We start from the raw sequence: 26,912 nt of genomic DNA, 5'->3' as shown, positions 1-26,912 counted from the left end.
GTAAGAAAACCTGAAGGGAAGTGACATGCTCGACGTCCGCCGTCTCCGCCTCCTCGCCGAGCTCTCCGCGCGCGGGACCCTTGCGGAGGTCGCCGAGGCGCTCCACCAGAGCCCGTCCTCGGTCTCCCAGCAGCTCGGGCAGCTCGAGCGAGAGGTCGGCGTACCCCTTCTCACTAAGGCGGGAAGGCGGGTCCAGCTCACCGCCGCGGCCGAGGTGCTTGTCGAGCACACCATCGAGATCCTGGCCCGGCTGGAGGCGGCTGAGGCCGCGGTCACCGCGCTCGGCGACGAGACCGCCGGCACCGTCCGGGTCGCAGTCTTCCAGTCCGTCGCCCTCGCCTACATGCCGCAGGCCCTCGCCGACCTGACCCGGCGTCATCCCCGGCTGCGCGTCATGCTGTCCCAGCGCGCTCCCGAGCAGGCGCTCAACGACCTCGCCCTGCGCGAGCTAGACCTGGTCGTCGCCGAGCACTACCCCGACCACGGCGCACCCCACTTCGACGGCCTGGACCGGCAGCCGCTCACCACCGACCGGCTCCGCCTCGCCCTCCCGCCTCGCGGCTCTGGTGCGATCTGGGACAACATCGCCTCGCTCGCCGACGCCGGATGTGTGCCGTGGGCGATGGAGCCGCCGGGCACCGCCTCCCGGCATTGGATCGAGGAGCAGTGCCGCCGGGCCGGCTTCGAGCCCGAGGTCCGCTACGAGACCGACGACGTCGAGGCCCACGTCGCGCTGGTGGAGTCCGGCAACGCCGTCGCCCTGCTCTCCGACCTCATGCGCGTCCGCCACCGGACAGCGGTCCGGCTCATCGATCTGCCCGGGTCGCCGCGGCGTACGGTCTTCACCGCCACCCGCACCGCGATCGCCGACTCCCCGGGGATCATCGCGTGCCGTTCCGCGCTGGCTCGCGTGGTGCCGCCGGACCTGACGCTGCCCGGCTGATCTCACCGGATCAGCCGAAGAGCTCCTCGAGCGGCTGGTCGTGGTCGATCGAGAGTCCGTACGCCACGGTGCGGGTGTCGATCATGGCCAGAACGGCCTCGGTGACGACCGAGGTCAGGTGCTCGGCGTCGGGGATGCCCTCGCCGAGGTGGACCCAGCGGCGTACGGCGCCGAAGACCATCCCGATCAGGCCGTAGATCAGCGGGTCGACGGCCTTCTTGTCGACCTCGGAGACCTCGACCCCGGCCAGCTCGAACGCGGCCAGGATCAGCTCCTTGATCCGCTCCGCGATCCGGTCGAGGCCCTGCTGCAGCGGGCCGGTGCCGTTCGGCGCGGTGTCGACGTCGGCCACCTGGTGCAGGAGCGGGTGCTCGAGCGCCCAGTTGACGTAGGCCCCGACGGTGCGGGAGATGATCTGCCGGATCGATCCGGTCAGCTCCATCGCCGGGAAGAGCTTGGCCCACAGGCCATCGAGGATGTCGGCCTGGATGGCGAGGTCGAGCTCACGCCGGTCAGCGAAATGACGGTAGACCACGGACCGGGAGAGACCGGCGGCCTGGCCGATCGCCTGCAGGCTGACGTTGACGCCTTCGGTCTCGATCAGACCGATCGCGGCATCGACGATGCGCTTTCGTCGGTCATCGTTGTGACGCTTCCAGCGAACTGCCCTGCCATCCATGGTGGGGCCATCGTAGTCGTACGCACGTCACGTCGGGCCAGGAACGCCTGTCACGGCGGCCACAGGCCCGGCGCGAGCAGGCATCAGGCGAACCGGATCACCCCGTCGGCGACCGGCGAGCCGAGCGCCTTCATGTCGACGAGATAGTTCTGCTTCGCCGCCCACGGCGCCCGGTCGCCCGCCTTCGGCATGAGGTCCAGCGAGCGTTGGATGTAGCCGGAGGCGAGGTCCATGAAAGGCCGCTCCTCGACACTCGGGTCCCGGGAGACGGAGGCGACGTCGTAGCCGTTCTCCCCCATGAAGTCGAGCAACCGGATCACGTAGTCGGTGACCAGGTCGGCCTTGAGCGTCCACGAGGCGTTGGTGTAGCCGATCGTGTAGGCGAAGTTGGGCATCCCGGTGATCATCAGGCCCTTGTAGGCCATCTGGTCGGGCAGGCTGACCGGCTCGCCGTCGACGGTGTAGTCGAGCCCACCGAAGAGCCGCAGGTTGAGCCCGGTCGCGGAGATGACGATGTCGGCCTCGAGGGTCTCGCCCGACTCGAGCTCGATCCCCTTCGGCACGAACGTCTTGATCCGGTCGGTGACCACCGCGGCATACCCCTCCCGGATCGACTTCATCATGTCGCCGTCGGGGACGAAGCAGATGCGCTGGTCCCAGGGGTCGTAGGGCGGGTTGAAGTGCTTGTCGACGTACGCGATCGCCTCGGTCTTGCTCATGCCAGGACGGCCGCCGCGGGCGGTGAGGCCGTTGATCCACTGGTCGCGGATCACCTTCTTGACGACGCCAGGAGCCCGACGCGCGAGCTGATAGGTGCCGACGGTGAGGGCGATGTTCTCCCAGCGAACGGTCTCGTGGCCGATCTTCTCGCGCACGCGCTTGAAGGGGAGCCTGCCGAGCAGCTTGAACGGCGCGGTGTTCAGCAGCGAGGCGATCGCGTCCTGTCCCGGACGGGAGAGGATGTACGTCGGTGTCCGCTGCAGCATCGTCACCTTCTCGGCTCGGTCGCTGCCCTCGCCCGCCAGGTTGGGCAGCAACGTGACCGCGGTCGCGCCGGAGCCGATGATGACGACCTTCTTGCCCGCGTAGTCGAGCTCCTCGGGCCAGTGCTGCGGGTGGACGAAGGTGCCTTCGTAGTCGTCGAGGCCGGCGAACTCCGGCTGGTAGCCGTTGGCGTAGTCGTAGTAGCCGGAGCAGTTCCACAGGAAGCCGGTGGTGATCTCGGTGGGTCCGTCAGGGGTCTCGACGGAGACCGTCCACTGCTTGTCGTCGCTGCTCCAGGCGGCGCCGGTGACCTTGTGGCCGTAGCGGATCAGCTTGTCGACGCCGTAGTCCTTCGCCGTCTGGCGCAGGTAGTCACGGATCTGGTGACCGTCGGCGAGAGCCTGCGCGCTCTCCCACGGCCGCCACTTGAAGGCGAACGTGAACATGTCGGAGTCGGACCGGATGCCCGGGTAGCGGAAGAGATCCCACGTGCCGCCACTGGCATCGCGCTGCTCCAGGATGGCGAGCGTCGTGCCGGGAAGGCGCTCACGGAGCTGCGCAGCCGCTCCGATGCCGGAGACGCCGGCACCGATGATCAGTACGTCGACATGCATGTGGGCCAGGTTACCCGGGAGTACGTGTTTGCGACACCCTGTCTCGCAAACTTTTGCTAGCAGCCCGAGGGATCGTCCGAGGTGCACGTCTCGGTAACACCGACGACACCCCCCTTCCGTATGCGCGAGCGGGGTCACTACGCTGCGGTCGGCAGCCGTGGGGGCGGCACGCGTCCACGGCGACACGAGGTCTTCAACCCGTCGCCTTCGATGGCTGAGGCTGCGCACGGACCGCAGCGAGCGGTCAACGGTCTTCGAAAGGTTTACAAGTGTTGAGTTTCGTACGCACCGGCGCGATCGTCGCGGGTGTCGCCCTCGCCGGGCTCGCAGCAGCTCCGGCCTTCGCCACCGGCGACCACGGCAATTCCGGGAACCCGAAGGGCAACAACGGCACGGTCAAGATCGAGAACCTCGAGCTCGAGGACGACAACACCCCGGAGAACAACCCTCACCAGGAGTGCACGTTCAACGTCGAGTGGTTCGGCTACGACGCGGGCGACGACATCATCTCGAAGGTCACCTTCGAGCTGCACGCTCCCACCAACACGGAGAGCCACGTCCTCTCCGTGTTCGACGGGAACATGACCCCCGTGGTCGGTCACGACGAGGTCAAGCTCGAGAACGACGAGGCCTCCGGTGCCGGCAACGACAAGGACGGCAGCGAGACCTACACCCTGCGCGCGACCGGTGAGCCGAACGCGAACCAGGGTTACCACGTGAAGATCACCGTCGACACCCCGCGCAGCAAGGGCAACACCACCAAGTCCAAGGTCTTCTGGTTCGAGAACTGCGGCACCGAAGAGCCTCCGGCGTCCGAGACGCCGACCCCGTCCACGCCGCCGGTCGGCGAGGAGCCCTCCGAGGAGCCTTCCGAGACGCCGTCGGAGGAGCCGACCGACGAGCCCACCGAGGCCACCCCGGTCTCCGACGAGACCGAGCCCGCCGGCGAGGAGTCCTCCGCGGCCCCGGCCGCCGGCGACGAGGACTCCGAGGTCCCGACCAACATCGACGCCGGCCTCGCCGGTGAGAGCGACGCCGCCGTACCCGCGATGTGGCCGCTGCTGGCCATGCTCGCCGGCGCTGCCGCCGCCGGGACCGCGCTCGTCGTGGTCCTGCGTCGCCGCGCTGCCGCTCTGGTCCGCAACGACTGAGCCCCACCGCGTCACCTGGAACGGCGCGGCGTACGACCCGAAGGTCGTACGCCGCGCCGTTCCTGCGTTCTGATCAACACCCGCGGGGGCGAGGTTCCCTCGACTCAGCCTGCCAGGGTCACGACCAGGAGGAAGATGATCACGATCTCGCTGACCACCCAGGAGTTGGTGGTCATCCAGGCCCGGATGCGCGGCAGCAGCACGTCGGCACGCTTCCCCATGAGAACCAGGATCAACAGCGGAATCGCGGCGAGCAGCACCGTCACGGCGACGAACGGCGCACACTGCCACCACGGCAGGTCGTGTCTGGCCAGGTACGACCCAACCGTCATGGCCGCGAGCACGTCAGTCGGCATGAACAGGAACAGCAGAAGCCCCAGGCGGAACGCGAACCGCGGCGTGGACTCGGCCAGCGACGTCATCCATGCCGGCGGTGTGCTGGAGCCACGACGGAGGAAGACCCGGACCGCCATGGCGACCAGCAGCACCGGCAACAGGTAGTCCAGAAGACTGTTCCCGGAGTCCGGTTCCGCCGCGCGAGCCGGATCATGGACCAGCCCGGCCAGCAGGTAGAACACGCCCACGCTGAGGGCCGTGCCGAGGGCGACCCCAGCGAGGAAGGCGATCGACGCGCGGCGCGGGTCGCGGCTGGCGGCAAGGAACACCGCGCTGACGAACTGGGGCCCTGCGACCATCACGAACGCCAAGGGCAACACCGCCAACAGATTCGCCATCGACCACAGCCCCCTCGTGTGTCGCGTCAGCAGACGCGACATCACCGGCGCCTCTACCCCTCCACATCATCGTCCATCGAACGTGCCGGGGCCATCAGATCGAGGAACGGACCTCAGTCCTGGAACGCGGCACCCTTCTCGATCAGCGCGTCGACGTCGGTGACGCCCCACGCGACGAGCGCCTCCCGGGTGTGCCGGCCGGCGCTGCCGGCCGGTCCCGCCGCCAAGGTGGAGGTGGTGCGGCTGAACCGCGGAGCGGGAGCCGGCTGAGTGACACCGTGGTGGGTGACGTACGTCTGGCGGGCCTTCAGGTGGGGGTGCTCAGCAGCCTCGGAGGGGGTGAGGACGGGGGCGACGCAGGCGTCGGTGCCCTCGAAGATCTCGGCCCACTCGGCCATCGTCTTCGACGCGAAGGCCTTCTCGAAGAGCGAGCGCATCTCGTCGTAGCGCTCCATCTCGTACTGCCCCGGGCAGACCCCGTCGAGGCCGAGTCGGGTGACCATCTCGGCGAAGAACTTGCCCTCGAGCGCACCGACCGCGACCTGACGACCGTCGGAGGTGTCGTAGAGCGAGTAGAACGGCATCGCGCCGTCGAGCAGGTTGCTCATCCGCTGCTCGTGCCAACTGCCGGAGGAGAGCAACCCGGAGATCATCGTGGCGAGGTGGGCGGTGCCGTCCACGATCGCGGCGTCGACTACCTGGCCCTGGCCGGTCGTCTTGGCCTCGACGAGCGCGGCCAGGATGCCCATCACGAGATAGGTCGATCCGCCGCCGAAGTCGCCGAGCAGGTTGAGCGGGAAGTGCGGGCGGGCCCGGTCCTGACCGAGCCCGTTGAGCACACCGGTGGTGGCGATGTAGGTGAGGTCGTGGCCGGCCGACTGGGCCAGCGGCCCGTCCTGACCCCAGCCGGTCATCCGGCCGTAGACGAGGCGCGGGTTGCGCTCCAGGCACGCGTCGGGCCCGAGCCCCAGCCGGTCGGTGACCCCGGGGCGCAGTCCTTCGATGAGCACGTCCGCCGTCTCCACCAGGCGTAGGACGGTCTCGACGGCGTCCGGGTTCTTGAGGTCCAGCGCGACGCTGGGTCGGCCGCGGGTGAGCAGATCACCGGCACCGCCGCCGAGCACGTTGCCGCCCGGTCGGTCGACCCGGATCACGTCCGCGCCCATGTCCGCGAGGAGCGTGCAGGCGTGCGGGCCCGGCCCGATCCCCGCCAGCTCGACGACCTTGACCCCGCGGAGGGGACCGGTGCCCTGGCCCAACGTCACAGTGAATTTCTCCGTCGACTCAGTCATGCCGGCCATACTCGCAGGATCGAGGCTCGCAGAGTCGAGAACCCTCCGCCTGGCACCACGGATCCCGCGCCTGCGTCCGATACGCTCCGAGACACACTCGCCGGTGCACAGGAGCAGAGAAGTTGTCTCGGGAATTTCCCCCATCCCCCCAGTCCCGCCCGATCAGCTCGGTCAGCCCGTTGACCGCGAACGATCCCCGCGAGATGGGCCCGTACACGCTCACCGGCCGCCTCGGACACGGAGGCATGGGCGTCGTCTATCTGGGCGAGGACGCAGAGGGCAGGCAGGCGGCGGTGAAGGCGATCCTCCCCGAGCTCATCTCCGACCCGGGGTTCCGCGCGCGGTTCGAGCGGGAGATCGAGGCCGCGAAGAAGGTGGAGAGCCGGTTCACCGCGCGGGTTCTCGACGCCGACCCCGCCGCCGAGCAGCCCTGGATGGCGAGCGAGTACGTCGCCGACCCGCCGCTCAACAAGCTGATCAGCTCCGGCGAGCGCCTGCCCGAGATCGACGTACGCCAGCTGGTCGCCGGGGTCGCAGAGGCTCTTGCCGCGGTGCACGCAGCCGGGCTGGTCCACCGCGACATCAAGCCGGGCAACATCCTCTACGGCGCCACCGACCCGTGCGTGATCGACATGGGCATCGCCCGTTCCGTCGACGGCACCGCGCTGACCCAGACCGGCAAGGCCGTCGGCACCTACGGCTACCAGGCGCCCGAGCAGGTCCAGACCGGCACCTTCTCCAGCGCCGTCGACGTCTGGGCACTGGGCCTGGTCGCCTTCGTCGCCGCCACCGGACGCTGGCCGTTCAGCGGTGAGATCGGCTCGATGGGGCATCTCCTCACGGGCGAGTCCCCCAATCTGAGCCTCTGCCCTGACTACCTGCGCCCGCTGGTCGCCGCGTGCCTCGCCGAGACGGCGACCGCCAGGCCCTCCGCTGCTGACATCCTCGCCACCAACGGCGACTGGACCCTGCTGCCCGCCCCGATCAGCTCGACGGAGGAGACCTTCGTCGGCACCCCGTCCCCGGGGCTCGCCTCGGCCGGCGGGGCCGCTGGCGCGATCCGGTCGCCGGCCCCGACCGACACGGCCGACCTGCCCACCCAGGCGCCCACCATCGCCGAGCCTCGCCAACCGTCCGGTCGTCGCTGGAAGATCGCGGTCCTGGCCGCTGCGGCGGTGGTCCTGGTCTCAGCGGGCGTGGCCGTCGCCGCCAGCACCGACCTCCTGCCGAGCCGGGAGGACGCGCCGGAGGTCGGCGAGGTGACCCCTTCGGCCGAGCCGACCGCCGGGCAGAGCACCAACGCACCGACATCGCCGGTGGGCGGGTCCGTGGACACCGGGACGGAGCCCGAGGTCGACGAGCAGCCGGCGGAGGAGGGTGCCGAGGGCGATGGTGAGATCGTCCCCAGCGACAGCGTGCCCACCTCCGACACGACGCCTTCCGAGGCCCCGGACGAGAGTGCTCCGGCCATCGACGAGCCGACCAGCGAGCCGACCAGCCCGACGCCGACGGCCGAACCGACCGAGACGACGGCGCCTGAGCCGACCGAGACGCCTACCGCGGAGCCGACAGCGACGACGTCGCCCTGAGGAACTCTGTCGGGTCGTTCAGGGAGCGATCGTTCAGGTCGGCTGGTCATCTCGACAAGCTCGATACAACGCTCGACAAGCTCGACCACCGACTCTGGGTTGGATCGATCAAGGTGGCCCGGGCTCTGGGGATGCCGATAATCGAGCCTGGCTGAGTGTGCCGCGGGCCCGATCGGCCGAGCCTTCCCGAGCAACCGAAAGTTGAGCTGTGAGCAACACCGACGAGACCTTCAACGACTGGCAGCACCGCGAGGAGCTCGCGGAGACGATGATCCCGATCATCGGCAAGCTCTACCGCGAGAAGGATGTCACCATCCTGGTCCACAGCCGGTCGCTGGTGAGCAAGTCCGACATCTCGATCCTCAAGGCGCACCGCTTCGCGCGCCAGATCGAGGGCGAGGAGCTCTCGGTCACCGAGACCTTCCCGCTCCTCCAGGCGATCGCCAAGCTCGACCTGGGCCCGTCGAAGATCGATCTCGGTCTGCTCGCCGTCCAGTACGCCGAGGACGGCCGCGGTCTCTCCGTCGACGACTTCGTCGCCGAGAAGCTCGCAGGCGCCACGGGCGGGAACAAGCTCGAGCGCAACGGCGGCCAGGACGTCGTGCTCTACGGATTCGGCCGTATCGGTCGGCTCGTCGCCCGCCTGCTCGTCGAGAAGGCCGGCTCGCGTCACGGGCTGCGCCTGAAGGCCGTCGTCGTCCGCAAGGGCGGCGAGGACGACCTCGTCAAGCGCGCCTCGCTGCTGCGCCGCGACTCGATCCACGGCCAGTTCGCCGGCACGATCACGGTGGACGAGAAGAACGGCGTGATCATCGCCAACGGCAACCCTATCCAGTTCATCTACTCCGACGACCCGACGACGGTCGACTACACGGCGTACGGCATCAAGGACGCCATCCTCATCGACAACACCGGCAGGTGGCGTGACCAGGCCGGGCTCGAGCAGCACCTGCGCCCGGGCATCAAGAAGGTCCTGCTGACCGCACCGGGCAAGGGCGACGTCCCCAACATCGTCCACGGCGTCAACCACCAGACCCTTACCGGCGACGAGAAGGTCATCTCCTGCGCCTCGTGCACGACCAACGCGATCGTGCCGCCGCTGAAGCTGATGGAGGACCGCTTCGGCATCGTCCGCGGTCACGTCGAGACGGTGCACTCGTTCACCAACGACCAGAACCTGCTGGACAACTACCACAAGGCCGACCGTCGCGGTCGCTCCGCACCGCTCAACCTGGTGCTCACCGAGACCGGTGCGGCCTCTGCCGTCGCCAAGGCCCTTCCGGACCTGAAGGCGAAGATCACCGGCAACTCGATCCGGGTCCCCACCCCGAACGTGTCGATCGCGATCCTGTCGCTCTCGCTCAAGAGCGAGACCTCGAAGGAGGAGGTCGTCGACTATCTCCGCGAGGCGTCGCTCACCGGCGAGCTCCGTCGTCAGGTGGACTTCACCACCGCCCGCGACGCGGTGTCGTCCGACTTCATCGGCTCGCGCGCAGCCTCGATCGTCGACGGCAACGCGACCATCGTCGACGGCGACTCCGCGATCCTCTACGTCTGGTACGACAACGAGTTCGGCTACTCCTGCCAGGTCGTCCGCACCGTGCAGTCGATCTCCGGTGTCGAGTACCCGACCTTCCCTGCGCCTGCCGCCGTCTGAGCGGTCAGGAACGGAACTTCCCCTACTCTGCCCCGTCTCGTCCGGTCTCCGGATGAGACGGGGCAGCTCGGCTCCAGGCCCCGAGGACTGCGTCGACATCGGTCAAGCCCACCTGTGCCACGTCACGCAGGTGCGGAGCAGACCTGAGCCACGCGTCGTACTCGGCCTGCTTCTTCTGCTTGTCGGCATCGACCCTGAGCCAGTCGACCTCACGCAACGCACTGTTGGTCGTCGGCGCACCCCAGATCGTCACCGTCGGTCCGTGCTCGAGGGGCAGCCAGGTCTCCTTGATGGGCGCGAACCAGTCGCCCGGCGGCTCGACCTGGAACGTACGAGGCGGCGTGCTGCGGTTGGCCGCCGGCGACGCGCCTTCGTCGTAGGTGTGACCGGTGCCCTCCGCCCCGAACACCACCCAGCTGGCAATGGTCGCGACCAGGGGGAACCGGCGTCCGTCGAGGCAGCCCCATAGATCCAGCATCGTTCCGAGAAAGAACGGCACGTACCAGTTTCGTCGCGCGACCTCAGCCTGCTCGTCCCAGGTCTGCGAGAGATCGAACCTGCGGTCACGACCGAGCCGGACAATGACCGGGCGGACCGAGTCCAACGTCTGTTCGGTGCAGCGCGGCCTGGCCAGCAGCTCGGCAAGCCTGTGCTCGTCGTAGACGATCGCGCTGCCGACCTTCTGCCCGGGACCGGCGAGCCTGGCGGTCAGGACCCGGTTCGCCTCGACCTTCCCGATCATGTGGAGCTCGCAGATCCGACGTATCGCCTCGCGCGTCGTGATTCGTGAAGTGGCCCTCATACACAGGGACGTTATGGATGGACGTCACCATCGCGCGACCGTAATCAGGACCCTGTGGAAAACGCTGTGGAAATCAACTGAGTGGTCCGCCGCAGAGGCCGAGGCGCGTTCCTTTTACTAGACGATGACACCTTGTGAATCGTTCACAAGGTGTCATCGTCTAGTAAAAGGACGGACGTCGACGTAGCGCTCAGGATCGGACGCGGGCGAGAAAGGCGCGGGTGCGCTCCTCGACGGGATCCCCGAAGAGCTGCTCCGGCGGACCCTGCTCCAGGACGCGCCCACCGTCGAGGAAGCAGACCTTGGTGGCGACCTCTCGCGCGAAGGACATCTCGTGGGTAGCGAGCACCAGGGTCGTCCCAGCCTCCGCCTCGGCCCGGACGATCTCCAGCACCTCACCGACGAGCTCAGGATCCAGGGCGGCGGTGATCTCGTCGAGGAGCAACAGCCGCGGCTGCGTGCACATCGCCCGCACCAGCGCGACCCGCTGCTGCTGACCTCCGGAGAGAGCATCCGGGTGGGCGTCGGCCTTGTCGGCGAGGCCGAACCGGGCCAGCAGCTGACGGGCTCGATCTGCCGCCTCGTCCGGGCGCACACCGTGCACCCGCACCTGCGCCAGCGTGCAGTTGTCGAGCACCGACAGATGCGGGAAGAGGTTGTAGGCCTGGAAGACCATCCCGATCTCGCGACGAACCGAGCGCGGGTCCACGAGCGGGTCGGAGATCTCCCGGCCGTCGAAGGTGATGATCCCGTCGTCGATCGTCTCGAGCAGGTTCAGGCAGCGCAGCAAGGTCGACTTCCCGGACCCCGACGCACCGATCAGGCAGACGACGTCGTGCTCGGCCACGGACAGGTCCAGGTCGTCGAGCACGATCCGGTCCCGATAGGCCTTCCGCAGCCCCTTGGCCTCCAGCAGCCCCGGCCCCGTCATCGCCCCATTCATCGCCCCATTCATCGGCCCATTCATCGGCCCTGCTCCTTCTCGATCTGTCGCCGCATCAGCCAGTCGGTGAGCCGGGTGAGTGGGACCGCGACGATGAGGAAGTACGTGGCGGCGACCAGCAGCGGCGTGCCGTTGAAGTTGTAGCCCTGGTAGTCCTGGGCCGCCCGTAGCGCCTCGAAGACACCCACAGCCGAGATCAGGGCGGTGTCCTTCTGCAACGAGACGAGGTCGTTCATCAGCGGCGGCACGACGCGGCGTACGGCCTGCGGGAGCACGACGAAGCGCATCGTCTGGGTGTGGGTCAGCGCCAGCGCCTCGGCCGAGGCGACCTGGGTCGGATGGATGGACAGGATGCCGGCCCGGAACACCTCGGCGACGTAGGCCCCGTAGCAGAGCACCAACGCGAACGTGGTCAGCCAGAACAGCGAGCTGGTCACCCCGGACAGGCCCAGCGCCGGGATGCCGATGCCGCAGATGACCACGACCAGGATCGACGGCACCCCGCGGAACAGGTCGGTGTAGCCGGTCGCCAGGAGCCGCAGCGGCGCCAGCCACGGCGACGTCGTCTGCCGGGCGATGGCGACGAGGGCGCCGAGGATGAGTACGCACGGTTCGGCGATCAGGAAGATCCGGATGTTGATCCAGAACCCCTCAGCGATCGCCGCGAACGAGTCGCGTGCGTGGGACCAGCTCAGGAAGTAGTCCCGAACCCGGTCCCACCCAGGCGAGGAGACGACCAGCAGCGCCAGCCCGACCGTCACGACGACCGTCACCATCGTGGCGATGACGATCTGCCGCAGCTTCAGCCGACGGCGTACGGCCTGTCTCTCGAGCTCCCGCGCACTCGGTGGTCGAGCCTGTCGAGACCCCTCCACCGAAGGACCCGCCCCCGTCACTTCAGGCTGCGTCATTTCAGGACGGGCACGGAGACGACGTCAGAGAGCCACTCCTGCTCGAGCTCGGCAAGCGTCCCGTCCTTCTCGAGCGCGGTCAGCGCCTCGTCGAGGCACGGAGCCAGGCCGCTGTCCTTCTCGGTCAGCAGGCCGAACTCCTCCGGCATCGAACTGCTCTCGAACTGACCGGTGATCGTGCTGCCCTCGATCTCGGCCGCGGTGATGTAGAACGCGGTCGGGAGGTCGAAGACGAGCGCGTCGACCTGACCGTTGAGCAGCGCCTGCTTGGCCTGGTCGCTGGTGTCGAAGACCAGCGGATCCGTGCTCGGCTGCACGTCCTCGCGGATCGCGGTGAGCGAGGTGGTCGCCGTCTGCGCCCCGAGCTTGAGGTCCTTCAGATCCGCCAGCGAGGTCGCCTTGGCCGCGTCCTTCTCCATCGTCACGACCGCCTGCGAAGCCGTGTAGTAGCCCTGCGAGAGGTCGACGACGTTCGCGCGCTCGGGGGTGATGGAGATCTGGTTGATGTCGAAGTCGAACTTCTTCTCGCCGGGCGTGTAGGAGGTGTTGAAGGCCTGCTTGACCCAGACGACGTCGTCCTTCGCGAACCCGAGCCGGTCGGCGACGGCGTAGGCGACCGCCGACTCGAAGCCCTTGCCGTTGCTGGGATCGTTCTCGGAGAACCACGGCTCGTACGCAGGCGAGTCGGTGCCGATGGTGAGCTTGCCGTCCTGCTTCAGCGGCAGGTCCGCGGTCTCGCACGAGGCCGGCGCGCCACCGTCGGCGCCGGTGTCGCTCTCGCCTCCACATGCGGTCAACCCGGCAGCCAGGGCGAGCGGGACGACGAGGAGGGCGGATAGACGAGTGCGCATGTGCGGATAGTAATGGGACGGGCACTGGCCGGACTTATTACTGACGAGTAGCATGTCTGCCCATGGCGTACGAATCCCTGCTCTCCCCGCTCACCATCGGGTCGCTCACGCTGCGCAACCGGGTGGTGATGGGGTCGATGCACACCGGTCTCGAGGACCACGCGTGGGACATCCCCAAGCTGGCGGCCTACTTCGCCGAGCGCGCACGCGGCGGCACCGGGCTGATCATCACCGGCGGCTACGCCCCCAACAAGCGCGGCTGGCTCAAGCCCTTCGCGAGCGAGATGAGCTCCCGGCTGCACGCCGCCCAGCACCGTCGAGTCACCGCGGCGGTGCACGAGGAAGGCGGCGCGATCGCGATGCAGGTGCTGCACGCGGGCCGTTACGCCTACACCCCGTTCTCGGTCAGCGCCTCGGCCATCCAGGCGCCGATCAACCCGTTCAAGCCTGCCGCCCTCTCCGACAAGGCCGTGGACGCGACCGTGACCGACTACGCCAAGAGCGTGGCGCTGGCGAAGCGGGCCGGCTACGACGCCGTCGAGATCATGGGGTCCGAGGGATACCTGATCAACCAGTTCCTCGCGGAGCGGACCAACCAGCGCGAGGACCGCTGGGGCGGCACCACGACCAACCGGATGAGGTTCCCGGTCGAGATCGTGCGCCGGTCCCGCGAGCTGGTCGGTGACGACTTCCCGATCATCTTCCGGCTCTCGATCCTCGACCTGGTCGAGGACGGCCAGACGTGGGAGGAGACGATCGAGCTCGCCTACGCGCTCCAGGACGCCGGGGTATCGGTCCTCAACACCGGCATCGGCTGGCACGAGGCCCGCGTGCCCACCATCATCACCCAGGTCCCTCGCGGCGCGTGGCTGGACATGACCGCCCGCCTCAAGGCCGAGGTCAGCGTGCCGGTCTGCGCCTCCAACCGGATCAACACCCCCGAGCTCGCCGAGTCGGCGATCGCCGAGGGCAAGGCCGACTTGGTCTCGATGGCCCGCCCGCTGCTGGCCGACCCCGAGTTCGCCAAGAAGACCGCCGAGGGCCGCACCGACGAGATCAACACCTGCATCGCCTGCAACCAGGCCTGCTTAGACCACGCCTTCGCCAACAAGGCCGCGTCCTGCCTGGTCAACCCGCGCGCGGCGCGCGAGACGGTCCTGGTGCTCGCGCCGACCAAGCTCAAGCAGACCGTGGCCGTCGTCGGCGCCGGCCCGGCCGGCCTCGCCGCCGCCACCTCAGCCGCCGAGCGCGGCTTCTCGGTGACCCTGTTCGAGAAGTCCTCGCAGCTCGGAGGCCAGTTCCGCCTCGCCATGGCGGTGCCGGGCAAGGAAGACTTCAAGGACACCCTGCGCTACTTCACCCGCCGACTGGAGGTGCTGGGGGTCGAGGTGCGGCTCGACACCGAGGCCACCACCGCCGACCTCGAGCCCTTCGACCACGTCATCATCTCCACCGGCGTCACCCCGCGGGTCCCGCCGATCGCTGGCTCCGAGGACGACCGAGTCGTGACGTACGCGGACGTGCTCGCCGGCCGGGTCGTCCCGGGCCGTCGCGTCGCCGTCATCGGCGCCGGCGGCATCGGCGTCGACGTCTCCGCCTGGCTGACCCACCGGCCCGAGACCCTGGACGAGTGGAAGGCCCGCTGGGGCGTCGGCGACCCGGCGACCTTCCGCGGCGGGCTGACCAGGCCGGTCCTGGAGGCGCCCGCCCGCCAGGTCACCCTGCTGCAGCGCAAGGCCACGCCGATCGGGATCGGGTTGGGCAAGACGTCCGGCTGGGCCCACCGCGCCCACCTCAAGCAGGACGGCGTCACGCAGGTCCGGGGAGCGACGTACGACAAGATCGAGGCCGGCGAGGACTCCGTCACCCTCCACTACGCCGTCGACGGTGAGCCCCACATGCTCGAGGTCGACCACGTGATCCTCTGCGCGGGTCAGGAATCGGTGCGCGATCTGTGGACCGAGCGGGAGCACTGGCACCTGATCGGCGGCGCCGACGTCGCTGCCGAGCTCGACGCGAAGCGTGCCATCCTGCAGGGCACCGAGGTCGCCGCGGGGCTGTAGCCTTCCGGCATGAGTGACTGCCTGTTCTGCAACATCGTCGCGGGCAACATCCCCTCGACGAAGGTCTACGAGGACGACGAAACGTACGCCTTCATGGACATCGCCCCGGCGGCCGAGGGCCACACGGTGGTGGTGCCGAAGACGCACACCAAGGACGTCCTGGAGTCCGACCCCGCGGTCTACGTTGCGACGGCGAAGGCCGCCCAGGCGGTTGCGAAGCGGGCCGTCGACGTGCTGCAGGCGGACGGTGTCAACGTGCTCAACAACTGCGGGCCGGCCGCGTGGCAGACGGTGTTCCACCTGCACTTCCACGTGATCCCGCGCTACACCGACAAGACCAAGGACTCGCTCACGCTCCCCTGGGTGCCGCATCCGGGAGACACGGATGCGATCAAGGCGATCGGCGAGAAGCTCGCCTTCTGAGCTCCCGTCAGCCCGTCGGGGCGCCCTCGGCGTGGGCGGCGACCAGGTCGGCGTACCACGCAAAAGACCGCTTCGGCGTGCGCACCCCGGCAGCGTCGACGTGCACCAGGCCGTACTTCCCGCCCACGCCGTCCTCCCAGTCCTTGCCGGTGAACGGCGCCTCCCAGCCCTCGCGGTCGAGCAGGGTGTAGGCGTAGAAGCCGCGTACGTCGACGCCGCGCTCGATCGCGGCCGAGACGGCTTCCAGGTGTGCCTCGAGATAGTCGATCCGGGCCTGGTCGTCGACCTCGCCGTCGACCAGCGGAGCGTCGTACGCAGCACCGCACTCGGTCACCACGATCGGCGGCATCGCGGCGCGATAGCGCGAGCGGGTGATGATCAGCCACTCCCGCAGAGCGGTCGGCACCACACCCCAACCGGTGTCGGTGGCGGGGTGACCGACCAGCGGCACCATCCGGAACGGGATCTCGTCGCCCTCCGCTGAGGCGCCGATGCGCTGCGGCGCGAAGAAGTTGACCCCGTAGAAGTCCAGGGGCGAGCGGATCACCGCCATGTCACCGGGCATCACGACGTCGTCAGCGAGGTCGGCGAGGTCGCGTGGGTAGCGCCCCATCAGCATCGCCTCCAGAGGCACCGCGTTCCAGGCCAGGTCGACGAGCTTGGCCGCACCGACGTCGGCAGGATCCTCGGAGAGCGGCCAGATCGGCTCGTGGTGGTTGGCGCACCCGACAGATTCGACCCCGGCCGCGCGCAGCACCTGGACTCCGCGGCCGTGGGCGAGGAGCAGGTGGTGCATCGCCGCGACGACTCCCCAGCCCGCGCGGCGTCCCGGGGCGATCGTGCCGAGCCCGTAGCCGAGGTAGCCGGCGACGTTGGGGTCCTGGACCGGAACCCACTCCGGGACCCGGTCGCCGATCAGGTCGACGACCGTCTGGGCGTACTCACCGAACGCATCGACCGTGGCGCGGTTGAGCCAGCCACCGTCGGCGGCCAGCGCCTCGGGAAGCTCGCCGGCGTAGAGGGTGGCCGACGGGCGCAGCCCGGCCTCCAGCAGCTCGTCGACCAGGCGGTCATAACGAGCGCGGGCATCCGGATCGACGGCACCACGACCACCCGGCTGGAGCTCACGCCAGGAGACCGCAAACCTGTATCCCGGCGCACCGAGACGCGTGAGCAGCGCAACGTCCTGCTCGCCCCCCGGCCGGGTGGCGTCTGCAGTGCCGAACAGGAAGCCAGTCGGGAACTTGGGAAACGCCACGGCACAATCATGACTGTGACTGCCCAGATTCGCCGAGGAACCGCCCGATTCACAGAGCGCCCACCCGGCCTCAGACCAGGAAAAATGACCTGGCACACCTATTCTTTCGGTCCCCACTACGACCCCGAACGCATCGGCTTCGGCCCGATCGTGACGTACGACGAGCACCTGCTGCGCGACGGCGAGGGGTTCGACACCCACCACCATGCCGGCGTCACGATCGTCACCTGGCCGTTGTCCGGCGAGGTGACCCACACCGACTCGACCGGGGCCACCGGGACCGTCTCTCCCGGCCAGGTCGGCGTCTTCACCACCGGTGACGGTGTCGACCACTCCGAGTTCGCCTCGGCGGCCAGCACGCGGTTCATCCAGGCCTGGGTCGCCGGCAGCACCGGCGCACCGGCGTACGCCGTTCACGACGTCGACGTCCGCGAGGGTGAGTGGACCGAAGCCGTGACGCTGCCCGCCGGGAGGCTGTACGTCGCCCGCATCGGCACCGCCGGACCGGCCGAGATCACTCTCCCCGAGGCCCGGCTCCGCCACCTCCACATCGCCTCCGGCGCTCTGCTGCGCAGCGGTATGGCCGAGCCGCTCTCCGCCGGCGACGCGTTCGAGGTGACCGCAGGCGAGGACCTGCCTCCGGAGTTCACGGTCAGTGCGGGCGTACCGACCGAGCTTCTGCTCTGGTGCTTCGACTAGCGCGCGGCTGCGCGCGCTGACGCCCCTCATACCCAGTTTGTGGGATGAGCACGGGGTTCAGAACGCGATTCTTAACTCTGGGGACAGGTTGATCCGCAGGCCGGCTCTCGAAGTACCCGGCCCCCTCGACATTCGAACCCGGGTTCAAAGGAGAATCATGTTCAAGAAGCTCATGGGACAGGTCCCGACCATCGTCATCGCAGCGACCACCGCGGCGATCTTCGGCGGTGGCGGTGCGTACGCAGCTGCGCAGATCACCTCGGCCCAGATCGCCGACCAGACGATCCAGTCGCGCGACATCGGCGCCGCCGGGGTCGCCAGCTCCGAGATCCGCGACCAGTCCATCACCTCCGGTGACGTCGCCGAGAACGGCGTCGGCACCTCGGAGATCCGCAACGGGACGATCACCGGCGCCGACATCAACGACGCCACCGAGAAGGGCCTGCGGGGCGCCAAGGGCGACAAGGGCGACAAGGGCGACACCGGTGCGCCCGGCAAGGACGGCGTCGTCACCGCGAAGTCCGTGAACTCCACGGCGACGCCCATCGCCAACATCGGTGGGTCCTTCGCCACCAGGAAGACCGAGGTGGGCTCGACCCACCTCGAGGCGGGCAAGTACCTGGTCAACGCCTACGGCTTCTTCGACCGGGTCGACAACTCCGCTTCCTCCACCCCCGTGCTGCAGCTGGCAGTTCGCGGCCTGGACGGCACGCAGTGGGGCCTCGACTTCGGCACGGCCTTCACCGGTGAGTTCCCGGCCACCGGCAACCTCGAGCAGACGGCCTCCTCCACCCGCTACGTCACCGTCCCCGCGGGCGGCCTCGACGTCAAGGTGTACGCCTTCGGCTACAACGCCGACACGAGCGCGAACGGCTCGGGCAACTACACGGTCTCCGCGGACGTGACCTTCGTCCCTGTGGCCGGCTGATCCGACCGCTGGAACCAGCGATGCCACCTGGTGAACGTTCACCAGGTGGCATCTCTTTGGCTCTACGGAGATAAAGCGCGGACAGGTTCCCTCCCGGAGGGATAGGGTCCGCCCAAGACTGCTGCTCAGTGTGGAGGATGGCTTGACGACGTTCCTGATCATCGGAGCCGTCGGGCTGGGCCTCCTGCTGGTGTCGCTGGTGATCGGCGATCTGCTCGACGGCTTCCTCGACGGCCTGCTGGACTGGCTTTCCGGCGACTGGTACTCGACCGCGGCGCTGGCCGGGTTCGTGTCGGCCTTCGGGTTCGGCGGTGCGATCGCGTACGGCCCGCTGGGGTTGACCCTGGTGCCGTCCATCGTGACCGGTTCCGTCGTCGGAGCACTCTTCGCCTGGTTCGCGCTGTGGTTGACCCAGCTGCTGAAGGAAGACCAGACCGACACGGCACCTTCGGGAGACGCTGCTGTCGGGCTGGATGCTGCCGTGATCACCACGATCCCAGCCGGCGGGTTCGGCGTGGTGCGGGTCGCCCTCGGGGGCCACACGGTGACCTACAACGCCAAGGCACCCGACAACGACGAGGAGATCGCGCCCGGCACCGCCGTGCACGTGACCGGTGTCCTCTCACCGACGGCAGTCACCGTCGCGCCGACGTGGCGCGAGATCACCTCCTGACCTGAAGGGGTCCCCATGGAACTGCTGGTGCCGATCGCCGGCCTCGTCGTACTTCTCATCCTGATTCTCCTGCTGGTGACCAGCCGCTACAAGGTCGCGGGACCCAACCAGGCCTTCATCGTCACGGGGCGCAAGGGCAAGGCGGTCCTCAACCCCGAGACCGGCCAGCTCACCACCGACCTGTCCGGCCAGAAGGTCGTGCTCGGTGGCGGCGTCTTCGTGGTGCCGTTCGTCCAGAAGCTGGCGACGATGGACCTCTCCTCGCGCCGGATCTCGGTCCAGATCCGCGGTGCGGTCTCCGGGCAGGGCATCAAGCTCAACCTGGAAGGTGTCGCGATCGTGAAGGTGGGCGGCAACGCCGACCAGATCCGGCTCTCCGCACAGCGCTTCCTCTCCCAGCAGGAGGAGATCGAGCCGTTCACGCAGGAGGTGCTCGCCGGCGCGCTGCGGTCCATCGTGGGCGGCCTGACCGTCGAGCAGATCATCCGTGACCGGGCCGCCTTCGCCCAGCGCGTCGCCGACGAGTCGGAGTCGTCGCTCACCGGTCAGGGCCTGATCCTGGACACCTTCCAGATCCAGGACGTCACCGACGACGGCTCCTACCTGGCCAACCTCGGCCGTCCGGAGGCCGCCCGCATCACCCAGGCAGCCTCGATCGCCGAGGCGGAGGCCCGGCGTGCCGCCGAGCAGGCCCGGATCAAGGCCGAGGAGGAGATCGCGGTCGCTCAGCGCGCGCTCGCCCTCAAGCAGGCCGAGATCAAGGCCGAGACCGACGCCGCCAGTGCCACCGCCGCCGCCTCGGGGCCGCTGGCCCAGGCCGACCGCGACCAGGCCATCCTCCTCGAGCAGGAGAAGGTCGCCGTACGCCAGGCGGCGCTGACCGAGCGACAGCTCGAGACGCAGGTCCGCAAGCCCGCAGATGCCGAGCGCTATCGCGTCGAGCAGGAGGCGGAGGCTCGCCGCAGCTCCGAGATCGCCGCCGCGGAGGCCCGCAAGGCGGCCACCATCGCCGCGGCCGAGGCCGACGCCGAGCAGGCCCGGCTCAGCGGTGAGGCGGAGAAGGCCCGCCGTGCCGCTCTGGCCGAGGCCGAGGCCATCGAGGGTGCCCGGCGCGGTGACGCGCAGAAGGCGCTGCGTCTGGCCGGCGCCGAGGCCACCCGTGCCGAGGGCGAGGCGAGCGCTGCCGCCACCCTGGCCGTCGGTCACGCCGAGGCCGAGGCGATGGAGAAGCGGGCTGCGGCGTTCGAGTCCTACAACGAGGCCGCTGTGCTGCAGATGCTCATCGAGGTCCTGCCCCGGGTCGCCAAGGAGGTCGCCGCGCCGATCAGCGCGATCGACAACCTCACCGTGCTCTCCACCGAGGGCGCCGGCGCCATCCCGAAGCAGGTCAACGACAACGTCGTCCAGACCCTCAACATGCTGCAGACGACCACGGGCATCGACCTCGGGGCGATGCTTCGCAAGGCGACGTCCGCGAACGGCGAGAACGGCTCCGCGACGGTTCCCACCGCCGAGCTGCCGAGCTGACCGATCCACACGTTGCCAACGCCCCGGTCACCAATCCTGTTGAAAAGGGGCATAGACGTGACAGCCAGGAACAAGTCTGGTTATGTATCCACGTCGACGTAGGGAGGGAGCACTCCAAGCCTCGACCGGGCCTCGCGGCCGAAAGGCCGCCAGGCTCGCCTCTCTGGTCTCTCTACTGTTCCCCCCGTCGGTAGAGGGACACCGAGAGAATTGAATGTGGCCCGGCCTCACGGCCGGGCCACATCTCATTTCGGCGGTACCGTGCTCGCATGAACGACCGATCGACCACGGCGTCCCCGCACGCGCCGGTCCTGCGAGTCTTCGTCGCCGGCGCCACCGGAGTGATCGGATCACGCCTGGTGACCCTGCTCGCCGGCGCCGGCCACACCGTGGCCGGGATGACCCGCACCGCGGCGAAGATCGACCTGGTCCGAGAGCTCGGTGCCGAGCCCGTGCTGTGCGACGTCTATGACGCCGACACTCTCACCACCGCGGTGGCGGCCTTCCGGCCCGACCTGATCCTCCACCAGCTCACCGACCTGCCCGATACCGCCGAGGAGCTGCCGGAGCGGCGAGCAGACAACGCGCGCATCCGGATCGAAGGGACACGCAACCTCATCGCTGCAGCCACAGCCGCGGGCTGCACACGACTCCTCGCACAGAGCGTGGCCTGGGAACTGCCACCAGGCGAGGGTGCTGACGCGGTCCGGACTCTCGAGGACGCCGTGCTGGGCCACGGCGGCACGGTGCTGCGCTACGGCCAGTTCTACGGCCCCGGGACGTTCTACCCCGACGCCCAGCCCGCCGGCCCTCGCATCCATGTCGACGACGCCGCTGGGCGCACGATGACCGAGCTGGACCGGCCAGGCGGGATCGTCACGATAACCGACGACGCCGTCACCTCGCGGTGAGGTGACCTAGGGCGCGTCCTAACGCTCGTTGGCCATCCGCAGGAACGCCTCGACGAGCGGGCCCGAGGTGGATGCGCCGTTCTCGCCCTCGTCGACGTAGACGGCCACGGCCAGGTCACCTTGCGCTGCGATCATCCAGGTGTGGGTCAGACGCTTGCCGTTGCGGTCGAACTCGGCAGTGCCGGTCTTGGCGATCACCGGCTTGCCCGGCACATCGGCCAGGCCCCTGCCGGTGCCGTCGGTGACCACGCCCCGGAAGATCGTACGCAGTTGGTCGGCCTCTGCCGGGGCCAGCGGCTCCACTCCCGACGGCTTGGCGACCTGACCCTGGACGAGGTTCGGGACCACGGTCTGGCCGGCCTGGATGGAGCCGATGACGGCGGCCATCACCAGCGGTGAGGCGAGCACCTTACCCTGACCGATCAGGTCGGCAGCGTGCTCGGTCTCGCCTGCGGGCTCGGGGATCTGGCCGAAGTAGGAGGTGAAGCCGGCGTCGCGGTCGATCCCGAAGCCCAGCGACGCAGCGGCCGAGGCGATCTCGGCGTGGCCGACCTCGTCCGCCGCACCGACCATCGCGGTGTTGCAGGACTCGGCGACGGCGTGGGCGAGCGTGATCTCGCCCAGGCCGGACTTCGGGTACCACGAGTCGTTCTTGAACGTCTTGCCGTCGACGGTGGCCTTGGCGGGGCAGCTGACCTGGCTCTTGGCGTTGAGGCCCTTACGGAGCAGGGCCAGCGTGGTCGCCGCCTTGAAGGTCGATCCCGGAGCGGACTGGCCGTAGGTCGCCAGGTTCATCTTGTTGTCCGCGCCGTTGGCGGCGACCAGCACGGCGCCGTCGCTGGGCCGGATCGCGACCAGCGCACTCTCCGGCTCGACCCGCTTGAGGATCTTCTCGGCACTCTTCTGCAGCCGCGCATCGAGGGTGACGGTGAGTGACTTCCCGTCGATCGGGTCGGTGCTGTAGAGCTTCTTGAGCACCTCGCCCTCGTCGCCGAGGACCGCGACCTGCAGCCCGGGCTTCCCCCGAAGCTGACCGTCGTAGCGTGCCTGGAGCCCGGAGAGGCCGGCTAGATCACCCGGGAGATAGGTCCCGGGGTTCTTCTTCATCATCTCGGCAGTCACCTCACCGACGATGCCGACGACCGGTGAGGCGAACTCCTTGGTCGGACCGAGCGGAAGGGTCCGGTTGAGCATCGCGGCGCCCTTGATCTTGGCGATCTTGTCAGTCTTGGCCTTCGTCATCATCGGCTTGCGGACCGAGAGCGCCTCGACGAACGCCTTGTCCCCGGCTGCTTTGACGCGCTTCGCGTAGCGCTTCGGGTTGATGCCGACGATCGCGGCGACGTCCCGGGCGGCTGCCGGTGCGGCGATCGGGTCGATCAGGGTCTTGTCGATGCCCACCGTGACGACCGGCCGGTCGGCGACCAGGGTCGCCCCCGACGTGCTCAGGATCTCGCCACGCTGCTGCTGGACGGTCTCGACGTGCAGGCTGCGTCCCTCGGCGAGTGCCGGGGCGACGACCGTCGGCTCCCAGACGAACTGCCACTTCTCACCGGTCTTGCGCAGCTCGACCTCCGACTCGTAGGTCCACCGGCCGCCCGGCAAGCCCCACGCCCAGGTGAGCGTGGACTTCGCGCTGTCGGTGCCATGGCCGGTGAAGGTCGGCTTGGTCGCGGACACGTCTGGCGCCCCGAGCTTTCCGAACAGGTTGCCGGTCAGATCGCTGTAGTCGTCGGCGACATCGGCGGGATCGGTCTTCGCGACGAAGTCGACCTTCGTGAACGTGCCGCTCTCCAGAGCCGTGGTCAGGGTCGACATGCTGGGACCCGGCTCCTCGGCCCCGCCGCAGGCCGCAAGCAGCGGTAAGGCAACAGCAAGGGCCGCTATGCCCCGGGAAACTCGCATGGGACGGTTCTATCAGCCTCGCCCCCAAGATTGGGTTACACGCCTCCAACGCGGAGGTTGTGAAGCCGAGAGTGACCAGTGGGCCGCGCTCGGCTTCACAACCGACCGGTCAGTGCGTCGCCAGCCAGGCGTCCAGGTCCACCCCGCGCTGGTCAGCGAGCTTCTGCAGCCGCTCCCGGGTCGGCGGCTGGAACACCTTCGGCTCGATGTGGCGGTCGAGCGCGGCGTACTTCCTCTGCTTGACGGCCTGCGCGGAGCCGGTCGCCTCGGCGGCGGCCACCACGGCCGGCGTCGCGGTGACAGCGGCACCGGTGAGCGGCGAGCTCACCAGAGGCGTGTAGCCGTCGCGATGACCGGCGGCATTGGCGTGGTAGGACTCCTCGATCGGGTTGGAGAGCCCGTTGATCCACTCGACGTCGTCACAGACGGCGTGCCCGGTGAACCGGCTGATCGGGTTCGTGAAGGTGAACCCGGCAGCGCTCGCCCGCGAGGCCGTGGTGTTGTTGAGAAGAACCGCGGTGTCGTTGAGGATCGCTTCGTCCTGCGGGCTGAACCAGGTCAGGGCGTTGCAGTCCTCACCCATGAACAGCTTCGGGTAGCCCACGACCACCACCTTGGCGTTGGGCGCCGCCGATCGGATCCGGGAGTAGAGCGTCCCGAGACTGCCGGAGAGGGTGTTGCGGATGTAGTTCTGCGCCCCCGCGACCGCTGCCGCGCAGTCGCTCGCCCAGGCGGGGAGAGCACACTCGGTGACCACGTCGGCGAAGCCGGCGTCGTTGCCGCCGACCGAGATCGTCACGTAGCGGGTGGAGGCGGACAGCGCGCTGAGCTGGCTGTTGATGACGTCGGCGACGACCGCGCCCGAGCAGGCGCGGAAGTTGAGGCTGTAGCTCTTCGCCGCGGCGACCAGGCTCGGGTACGCCAGGGTCGACCGTTTGCACTGGCTGCCGTCGGCGATGTAGCTGCGGGTGCCCACCCCGGATGAGTACGAGTCGCCGAGCGCGACGTAAGGCTCCCCGGCTGCTGAAGCCGGGGAGCCTGGGGCGACGGCGAGGCCGGCGCCGAGAAGGGCGATGGAGGTGAGGGAGACCGCGAGGCGGACTTTGGACAGGCGGAAGATCGAACCGTTCATGGCAACTCCCGAAAGCCAGGGGCCACCGGTGGCGGCCCTCCTCTTCGGTTGTACGCGCCCTTACGTCCGCCCGCAGGAAATTTGTTTCACGTCCAAGTAACCGTCCGGAATCCGCTCAGAGATCGCAGCGCAGCGTTCAGTCGACGTGCTGCAGCCGCGGCAGGATCCGGTCGAGCCACCTCGGCAGCCACCAAGCACGGGTCCCGAGCAGCCGCATCACCGCGGGCACGACGAGGCATCGCACCACGACCGCATCCAAGAGCACCGCGACCGCCATCACGAAGCCCATCTCCTGCAGCATCCGGTCCGGGCTGAACCAGAAGGCACCGAAGACCACGACCATGATCGCGCCAGCCGCGGTGATGACGCCACCGGTGTGCGCCAGTCCCTCCCGCACCGCCTCTTGGGCGTCGCCGCTGCGCAGCCACTCCTCGCGCATCCGCGAGATCAGGAAGACCTCGTAGTCCATCGAGAGCCCGAAGACGATCGCGAAGGTCATCACCGGCAGGAACGCCTCGATCGGACCGGGCTCGACCCCGAGCAGCCCCTCCTGGAAGACGTACGTCATCGCGCCCATCGAGGCACCGATCGAGATGAGGTTGAGGATCGCCGCCTTGATCGCCACAGCGACGGAGCGGAAGACGCACATCAGCAGCAGCGCGGAGAGCCCGACGACCAGCCCGATGAAGAGCGGCAGCTTCTTCGCGACCGCGTCCGAGTAGTCGATCAGCGCCGCGGTCGAGCCGCCCACGAGCACGTCGCCGCCGAGATCCTTCCGGAGATCCTTCACCAGCTCGGTGGTCTCAGGGTCCTGCGGACCGGTCTCCGGGAAGGCGATCGACGTGAACACCGCACCGTCGGCAGACGGCCGCGGCGGCGTCACGGCGGCCACACCTGCGTACGTCTGGAGCTCCTCGTACGCCGCGCCCGCCTGCTCCTGCGAGCCCTCGGTCATGATGACGAGCGGGCCGTTGGCGCCGGGGCCGAACTTGTCGCTGACCAGGTCATAGGCCTTTCGGGTGGTCGAGGACGTGTCGTCGTTGCCGGCGTCGGCGAAGCCGAGCTGGAGGCTGAAGACCGGGAAGGCGAGGGCACCGAGAGCAACCAACGAGACGATCAGCGCGGCCCACGGGTGTCGCTGGACGCCGTCGGCCCAGGCACGCCAGCGGCGGCCGGGCTCGCGGCGGGAACGGGCCGCGTGGCGGCGTACGGACTTCTCCAGGCGCTTGCCGAACAGCGTCAGCAGTGACGGGAGCAAGGTGACCGCGGCGAGCATCGTCATCAGGACGGTGAGGGCGACGCCGAGCACGACGCCCTGGATCGAGGTCAGCTGCAGCACGTAGAGGCCGCACAGCGCCAGGATCACGCTGACGCCGGCGAAGAGGACCGAGCGGCCGGCCGTGTCGATCGCGGTCGAGGTGGCGTCCTCACGCGTGGCGCCGCCGAGCAGCTCGCTGCGATAGCGCGAGAAGACCAGCAGGGCGTAGTCGATGCCGACGCCGAGCCCGACGAGCATCAGCATCGGCGCGGTGTAGTCGGGGATCGTGGTCACGTGGGACAGCAGCGTGACCACGCCGAACGTCGTGCCGACCGCGAAGATCGCGGTGATCAGCGGCAGGCTCGCGGCCAGGAACGAGCCGAACATGAAGAGCATGATCACCAGCGCGGCGAGCATCCCGATGCCTTCCGAGCTGCCGCCCTCGCCCTCGTTCACCTCGCGCATCGAGTCGCCCGCCATCTCGACCTGGAGATCGTCGGTGCTCGTCTCGTTCGCGATCTCGAGGAAGGGCTCGTAGGCGCTCGTCGGGAGCTCACCGGCCTCGGCATCCATCACGATCGTGACCAGCGCCGTCGTACCGTCATCGCTCACCGACCCGCGCTGCGGATCCGCCGGCTCCACGGACTCGACGTGCGGGACCTCGGCGAGGTCGGCGAGCAGCTCGTCCACGGCCTGCTGGTCGGTGTTCCAGCCGCGCTCGTCGTGGATGACCGCGCGCACCTCGTCGCCGGTCGACTCGCCGTGCTTCGCCTGGAGATCGGCCATCTCCTGGGACTGGGTCCCCGGGATGTCGAAGGAGTTGCGGTAGTCGTCGCCGATGCCCTGGGCCGCGGCCGTCACGCCGACGAGCACGACCACCCACAGCAGCAGCGCGGTCCAGTGATGGCGTTGGGAGAAGATCGCCAGCCGCCGCAGCGGACTGGGTCTCGACATCGTCGTCTGTGTGGTCATCAAAGTCTCCTGT

The 26,912-nt window shown here is 68.9% G+C and carries 23 protein-coding genes; 11 read left to right on the top strand and 12 right to left on the bottom strand.

Annotation, left to right across the window (positions count from 1 at the left end; genetic code table 11):
• Positions 1–25 precede the first annotated feature (25 nt).
• The gene (locus IEY84_RS10760) at positions 26–943 is read left to right on the top strand and encodes a LysR family transcriptional regulator (protein WP_183542905.1); all 918 of its coding nucleotides are present in this window, start codon (positions 26–28) and stop codon (positions 941–943) included.
• Between the two features lie 10 nt (positions 944–953).
• Here the strand turns inward: IEY84_RS10760 and IEY84_RS10755 are convergent, their stop codons facing one another.
• Both IEY84_RS10755 and IEY84_RS10750 read right to left on the bottom strand, forming a co-directional pair.
• A complete protein-coding gene (locus IEY84_RS10755; RefSeq protein ID WP_183542903.1) occupies positions 954–1,622 on the bottom strand; it encodes a TetR/AcrR family transcriptional regulator in 669 nt (222 codons plus the stop codon).
• 83 nt (positions 1,623–1,705) lie between these two features.
• Positions 1,706–3,220, bottom strand: a complete 1,515-nt coding sequence (locus IEY84_RS10750; RefSeq protein WP_229788581.1) for a flavin-containing monooxygenase — start codon at positions 3,218–3,220, stop codon at positions 1,706–1,708.
• A 272-nt stretch (positions 3,221–3,492) separates the two neighbouring features.
• On the opposite strand from IEY84_RS10750, the gene IEY84_RS10745 reads away from it, so the two are divergent.
• Complete coding sequence (locus IEY84_RS10745) at positions 3,493–4,371, top strand: hypothetical protein (protein WP_183542901.1); 879 nt, start codon at positions 3,493–3,495, stop codon at positions 4,369–4,371.
• A 104-nt stretch (positions 4,372–4,475) separates the two neighbouring features.
• Here IEY84_RS10745 and IEY84_RS10740 read toward each other — a convergent pair whose 3' ends face one another.
• Together IEY84_RS10740 and IEY84_RS10735 are read right to left on the bottom strand one after the other, a co-directional pair.
• A complete protein-coding gene (locus IEY84_RS10740) occupies positions 4,476–5,147 on the bottom strand; it encodes a GAP family protein (protein ID WP_183542899.1) in 672 nt (223 codons plus the stop codon).
• Between the two features lie 71 nt (positions 5,148–5,218).
• Entirely contained in the window at positions 5,219–6,397 is a 1,179-nt protein-coding gene (locus IEY84_RS10735; RefSeq protein ID WP_183542897.1) for a CaiB/BaiF CoA transferase family protein, read from the bottom strand.
• Between the two features lie 179 nt (positions 6,398–6,576).
• Here IEY84_RS10735 and IEY84_RS10730 point away from each other — a divergent pair, with 179 nt between their 5' ends.
• Together IEY84_RS10730 and IEY84_RS10725 are read left to right on the top strand one after the other, a co-directional pair.
• Positions 6,577–7,986 (top strand): serine/threonine-protein kinase, encoded by a 1,410-nt coding sequence (locus IEY84_RS10730; protein WP_183542895.1) that lies wholly within the window; start codon positions 6,577–6,579, stop codon positions 7,984–7,986.
• Positions 7,987–8,194: 208 nt separating this feature from the next.
• Complete coding sequence (locus tag IEY84_RS10725) at positions 8,195–9,643, top strand: glyceraldehyde-3-phosphate dehydrogenase (RefSeq protein WP_183542893.1); 1,449 nt, start codon at positions 8,195–8,197, stop codon at positions 9,641–9,643.
• A gap of 22 nt (positions 9,644–9,665) precedes the next feature.
• On the opposite strand, the gene IEY84_RS10720 is transcribed toward IEY84_RS10725, so the two are convergent.
• The 4 genes from IEY84_RS10720 to IEY84_RS10705 all read right to left on the bottom strand — a co-directional run bounded on the left by IEY84_RS10720 (position 9,666) and on the right by IEY84_RS10705 (position 13,150).
• Complete coding sequence (locus IEY84_RS10720; protein ID WP_183542891.1) at positions 9,666–10,385, bottom strand: hypothetical protein; 720 nt, start codon at positions 10,383–10,385, stop codon at positions 9,666–9,668.
• Positions 10,386–10,635: 250 nt separating this feature from the next.
• Positions 10,636–11,412 (bottom strand): amino acid ABC transporter ATP-binding protein, encoded by a 777-nt coding sequence (locus IEY84_RS10715; RefSeq protein ID WP_229788580.1) that lies wholly within the window; start codon positions 11,410–11,412, stop codon positions 10,636–10,638.
• The gene (locus tag IEY84_RS10710; RefSeq protein ID WP_221208547.1) at positions 11,409–12,299 is read right to left on the bottom strand and encodes an amino acid ABC transporter permease; all 891 of its coding nucleotides are present in this window, start codon (positions 12,297–12,299) and stop codon (positions 11,409–11,411) included. Before IEY84_RS10710 ends, IEY84_RS10715 begins: the two co-directional genes overlap by 4 nt.
• On the bottom strand, positions 12,296–13,150 hold the full coding sequence (locus IEY84_RS10705; RefSeq protein WP_183542887.1) for an ABC transporter substrate-binding protein: 855 nt from the start codon (positions 13,148–13,150) through the stop codon (positions 12,296–12,298). Before IEY84_RS10705 ends, IEY84_RS10710 begins: the two co-directional genes overlap by 4 nt.
• Positions 13,151–13,212: 62 nt before the next feature.
• Here IEY84_RS10705 and IEY84_RS10700 point away from each other — a divergent pair, with 62 nt between their 5' ends.
• Both IEY84_RS10700 and IEY84_RS10695 read left to right on the top strand, forming a co-directional pair.
• A complete protein-coding gene (locus tag IEY84_RS10700; RefSeq protein ID WP_183542885.1) occupies positions 13,213–15,213 on the top strand; it encodes an NADPH-dependent 2,4-dienoyl-CoA reductase in 2,001 nt (666 codons plus the stop codon).
• A 9-nt stretch (positions 15,214–15,222) separates the two neighbouring features.
• The gene (locus IEY84_RS10695) at positions 15,223–15,636 is read left to right on the top strand and encodes an HIT family protein (RefSeq protein WP_183542883.1); all 414 of its coding nucleotides are present in this window, start codon (positions 15,223–15,225) and stop codon (positions 15,634–15,636) included.
• A 7-nt stretch (positions 15,637–15,643) separates the two neighbouring features.
• On the opposite strand, the gene IEY84_RS10690 is transcribed toward IEY84_RS10695, so the two are convergent.
• Positions 15,644–16,894: a glycoside hydrolase family 1 protein gene (locus IEY84_RS10690; RefSeq protein ID WP_229788579.1), complete on the bottom strand. Its 1,251-nt coding sequence runs from the start codon at positions 16,892–16,894 to the stop codon at positions 15,644–15,646.
• Positions 16,895–16,978: 84 nt separating this feature from the next.
• On the opposite strand from IEY84_RS10690, the gene IEY84_RS10685 reads away from it, so the two are divergent.
• The 5 genes from IEY84_RS10685 to IEY84_RS10665 all read left to right on the top strand — a co-directional run bounded on the left by IEY84_RS10685 (position 16,979) and on the right by IEY84_RS10665 (position 21,632).
• Positions 16,979–17,593, top strand: coding sequence for a pirin family protein (locus IEY84_RS10685; RefSeq protein WP_183542879.1), 615 nt, complete (start codon positions 16,979–16,981; stop codon positions 17,591–17,593).
• A 157-nt stretch (positions 17,594–17,750) separates the two neighbouring features.
• Positions 17,751–18,521, top strand: coding sequence for a hypothetical protein (locus IEY84_RS10680; RefSeq protein WP_183542877.1), 771 nt, complete (start codon positions 17,751–17,753; stop codon positions 18,519–18,521).
• A 142-nt stretch (positions 18,522–18,663) separates the two neighbouring features.
• Complete coding sequence (locus IEY84_RS10675; protein ID WP_183542875.1) at positions 18,664–19,194, top strand: NfeD C-terminal domain-containing protein; 531 nt, start codon at positions 18,664–18,666, stop codon at positions 19,192–19,194.
• A gap of 15 nt (positions 19,195–19,209) precedes the next feature.
• On the top strand, positions 19,210–20,721 hold the full coding sequence (locus IEY84_RS10670; RefSeq protein WP_183542873.1) for a flotillin family protein: 1,512 nt from the start codon (positions 19,210–19,212) through the stop codon (positions 20,719–20,721).
• 269 nt (positions 20,722–20,990) lie between these two features.
• A complete protein-coding gene (locus IEY84_RS10665) occupies positions 20,991–21,632 on the top strand; it encodes an NAD-dependent epimerase/dehydratase family protein (RefSeq protein WP_183542871.1) in 642 nt (213 codons plus the stop codon).
• A gap of 18 nt (positions 21,633–21,650) precedes the next feature.
• Here IEY84_RS10665 and IEY84_RS10660 read toward each other — a convergent pair whose 3' ends face one another.
• The 3 genes from IEY84_RS10660 to IEY84_RS10650 all read right to left on the bottom strand — a co-directional run bounded on the left by IEY84_RS10660 (position 21,651) and on the right by IEY84_RS10650 (position 26,899).
• Positions 21,651–23,450 carry a penicillin-binding transpeptidase domain-containing protein gene (locus IEY84_RS10660; RefSeq protein ID WP_183542869.1) on the bottom strand — a complete coding sequence of 600 codons (1,800 nt, stop codon included), beginning with the start codon at positions 23,448–23,450 and terminating at the stop codon, positions 21,651–21,653.
• A gap of 196 nt (positions 23,451–23,646) precedes the next feature.
• A complete protein-coding gene (locus tag IEY84_RS10655; protein WP_183542867.1) occupies positions 23,647–24,669 on the bottom strand; it encodes an SGNH/GDSL hydrolase family protein in 1,023 nt (340 codons plus the stop codon).
• Positions 24,670–24,805: 136 nt separating this feature from the next.
• The gene (locus IEY84_RS10650; RefSeq protein WP_183542865.1) at positions 24,806–26,899 is read right to left on the bottom strand and encodes an MMPL family transporter; all 2,094 of its coding nucleotides are present in this window, start codon (positions 26,897–26,899) and stop codon (positions 24,806–24,808) included.
• Between the last annotated feature and the right edge of the window lie 13 nt (positions 26,900–26,912).

The organism is Nocardioides albus, assembly GCF_014648255.1.
Taxonomy (GTDB): Bacteria; Actinomycetota; Actinomycetes; order Propionibacteriales; family Nocardioidaceae; genus Nocardioides; species Nocardioides albus.
This window is presented reverse-complemented; position numbering and strand designations above follow the sequence as displayed.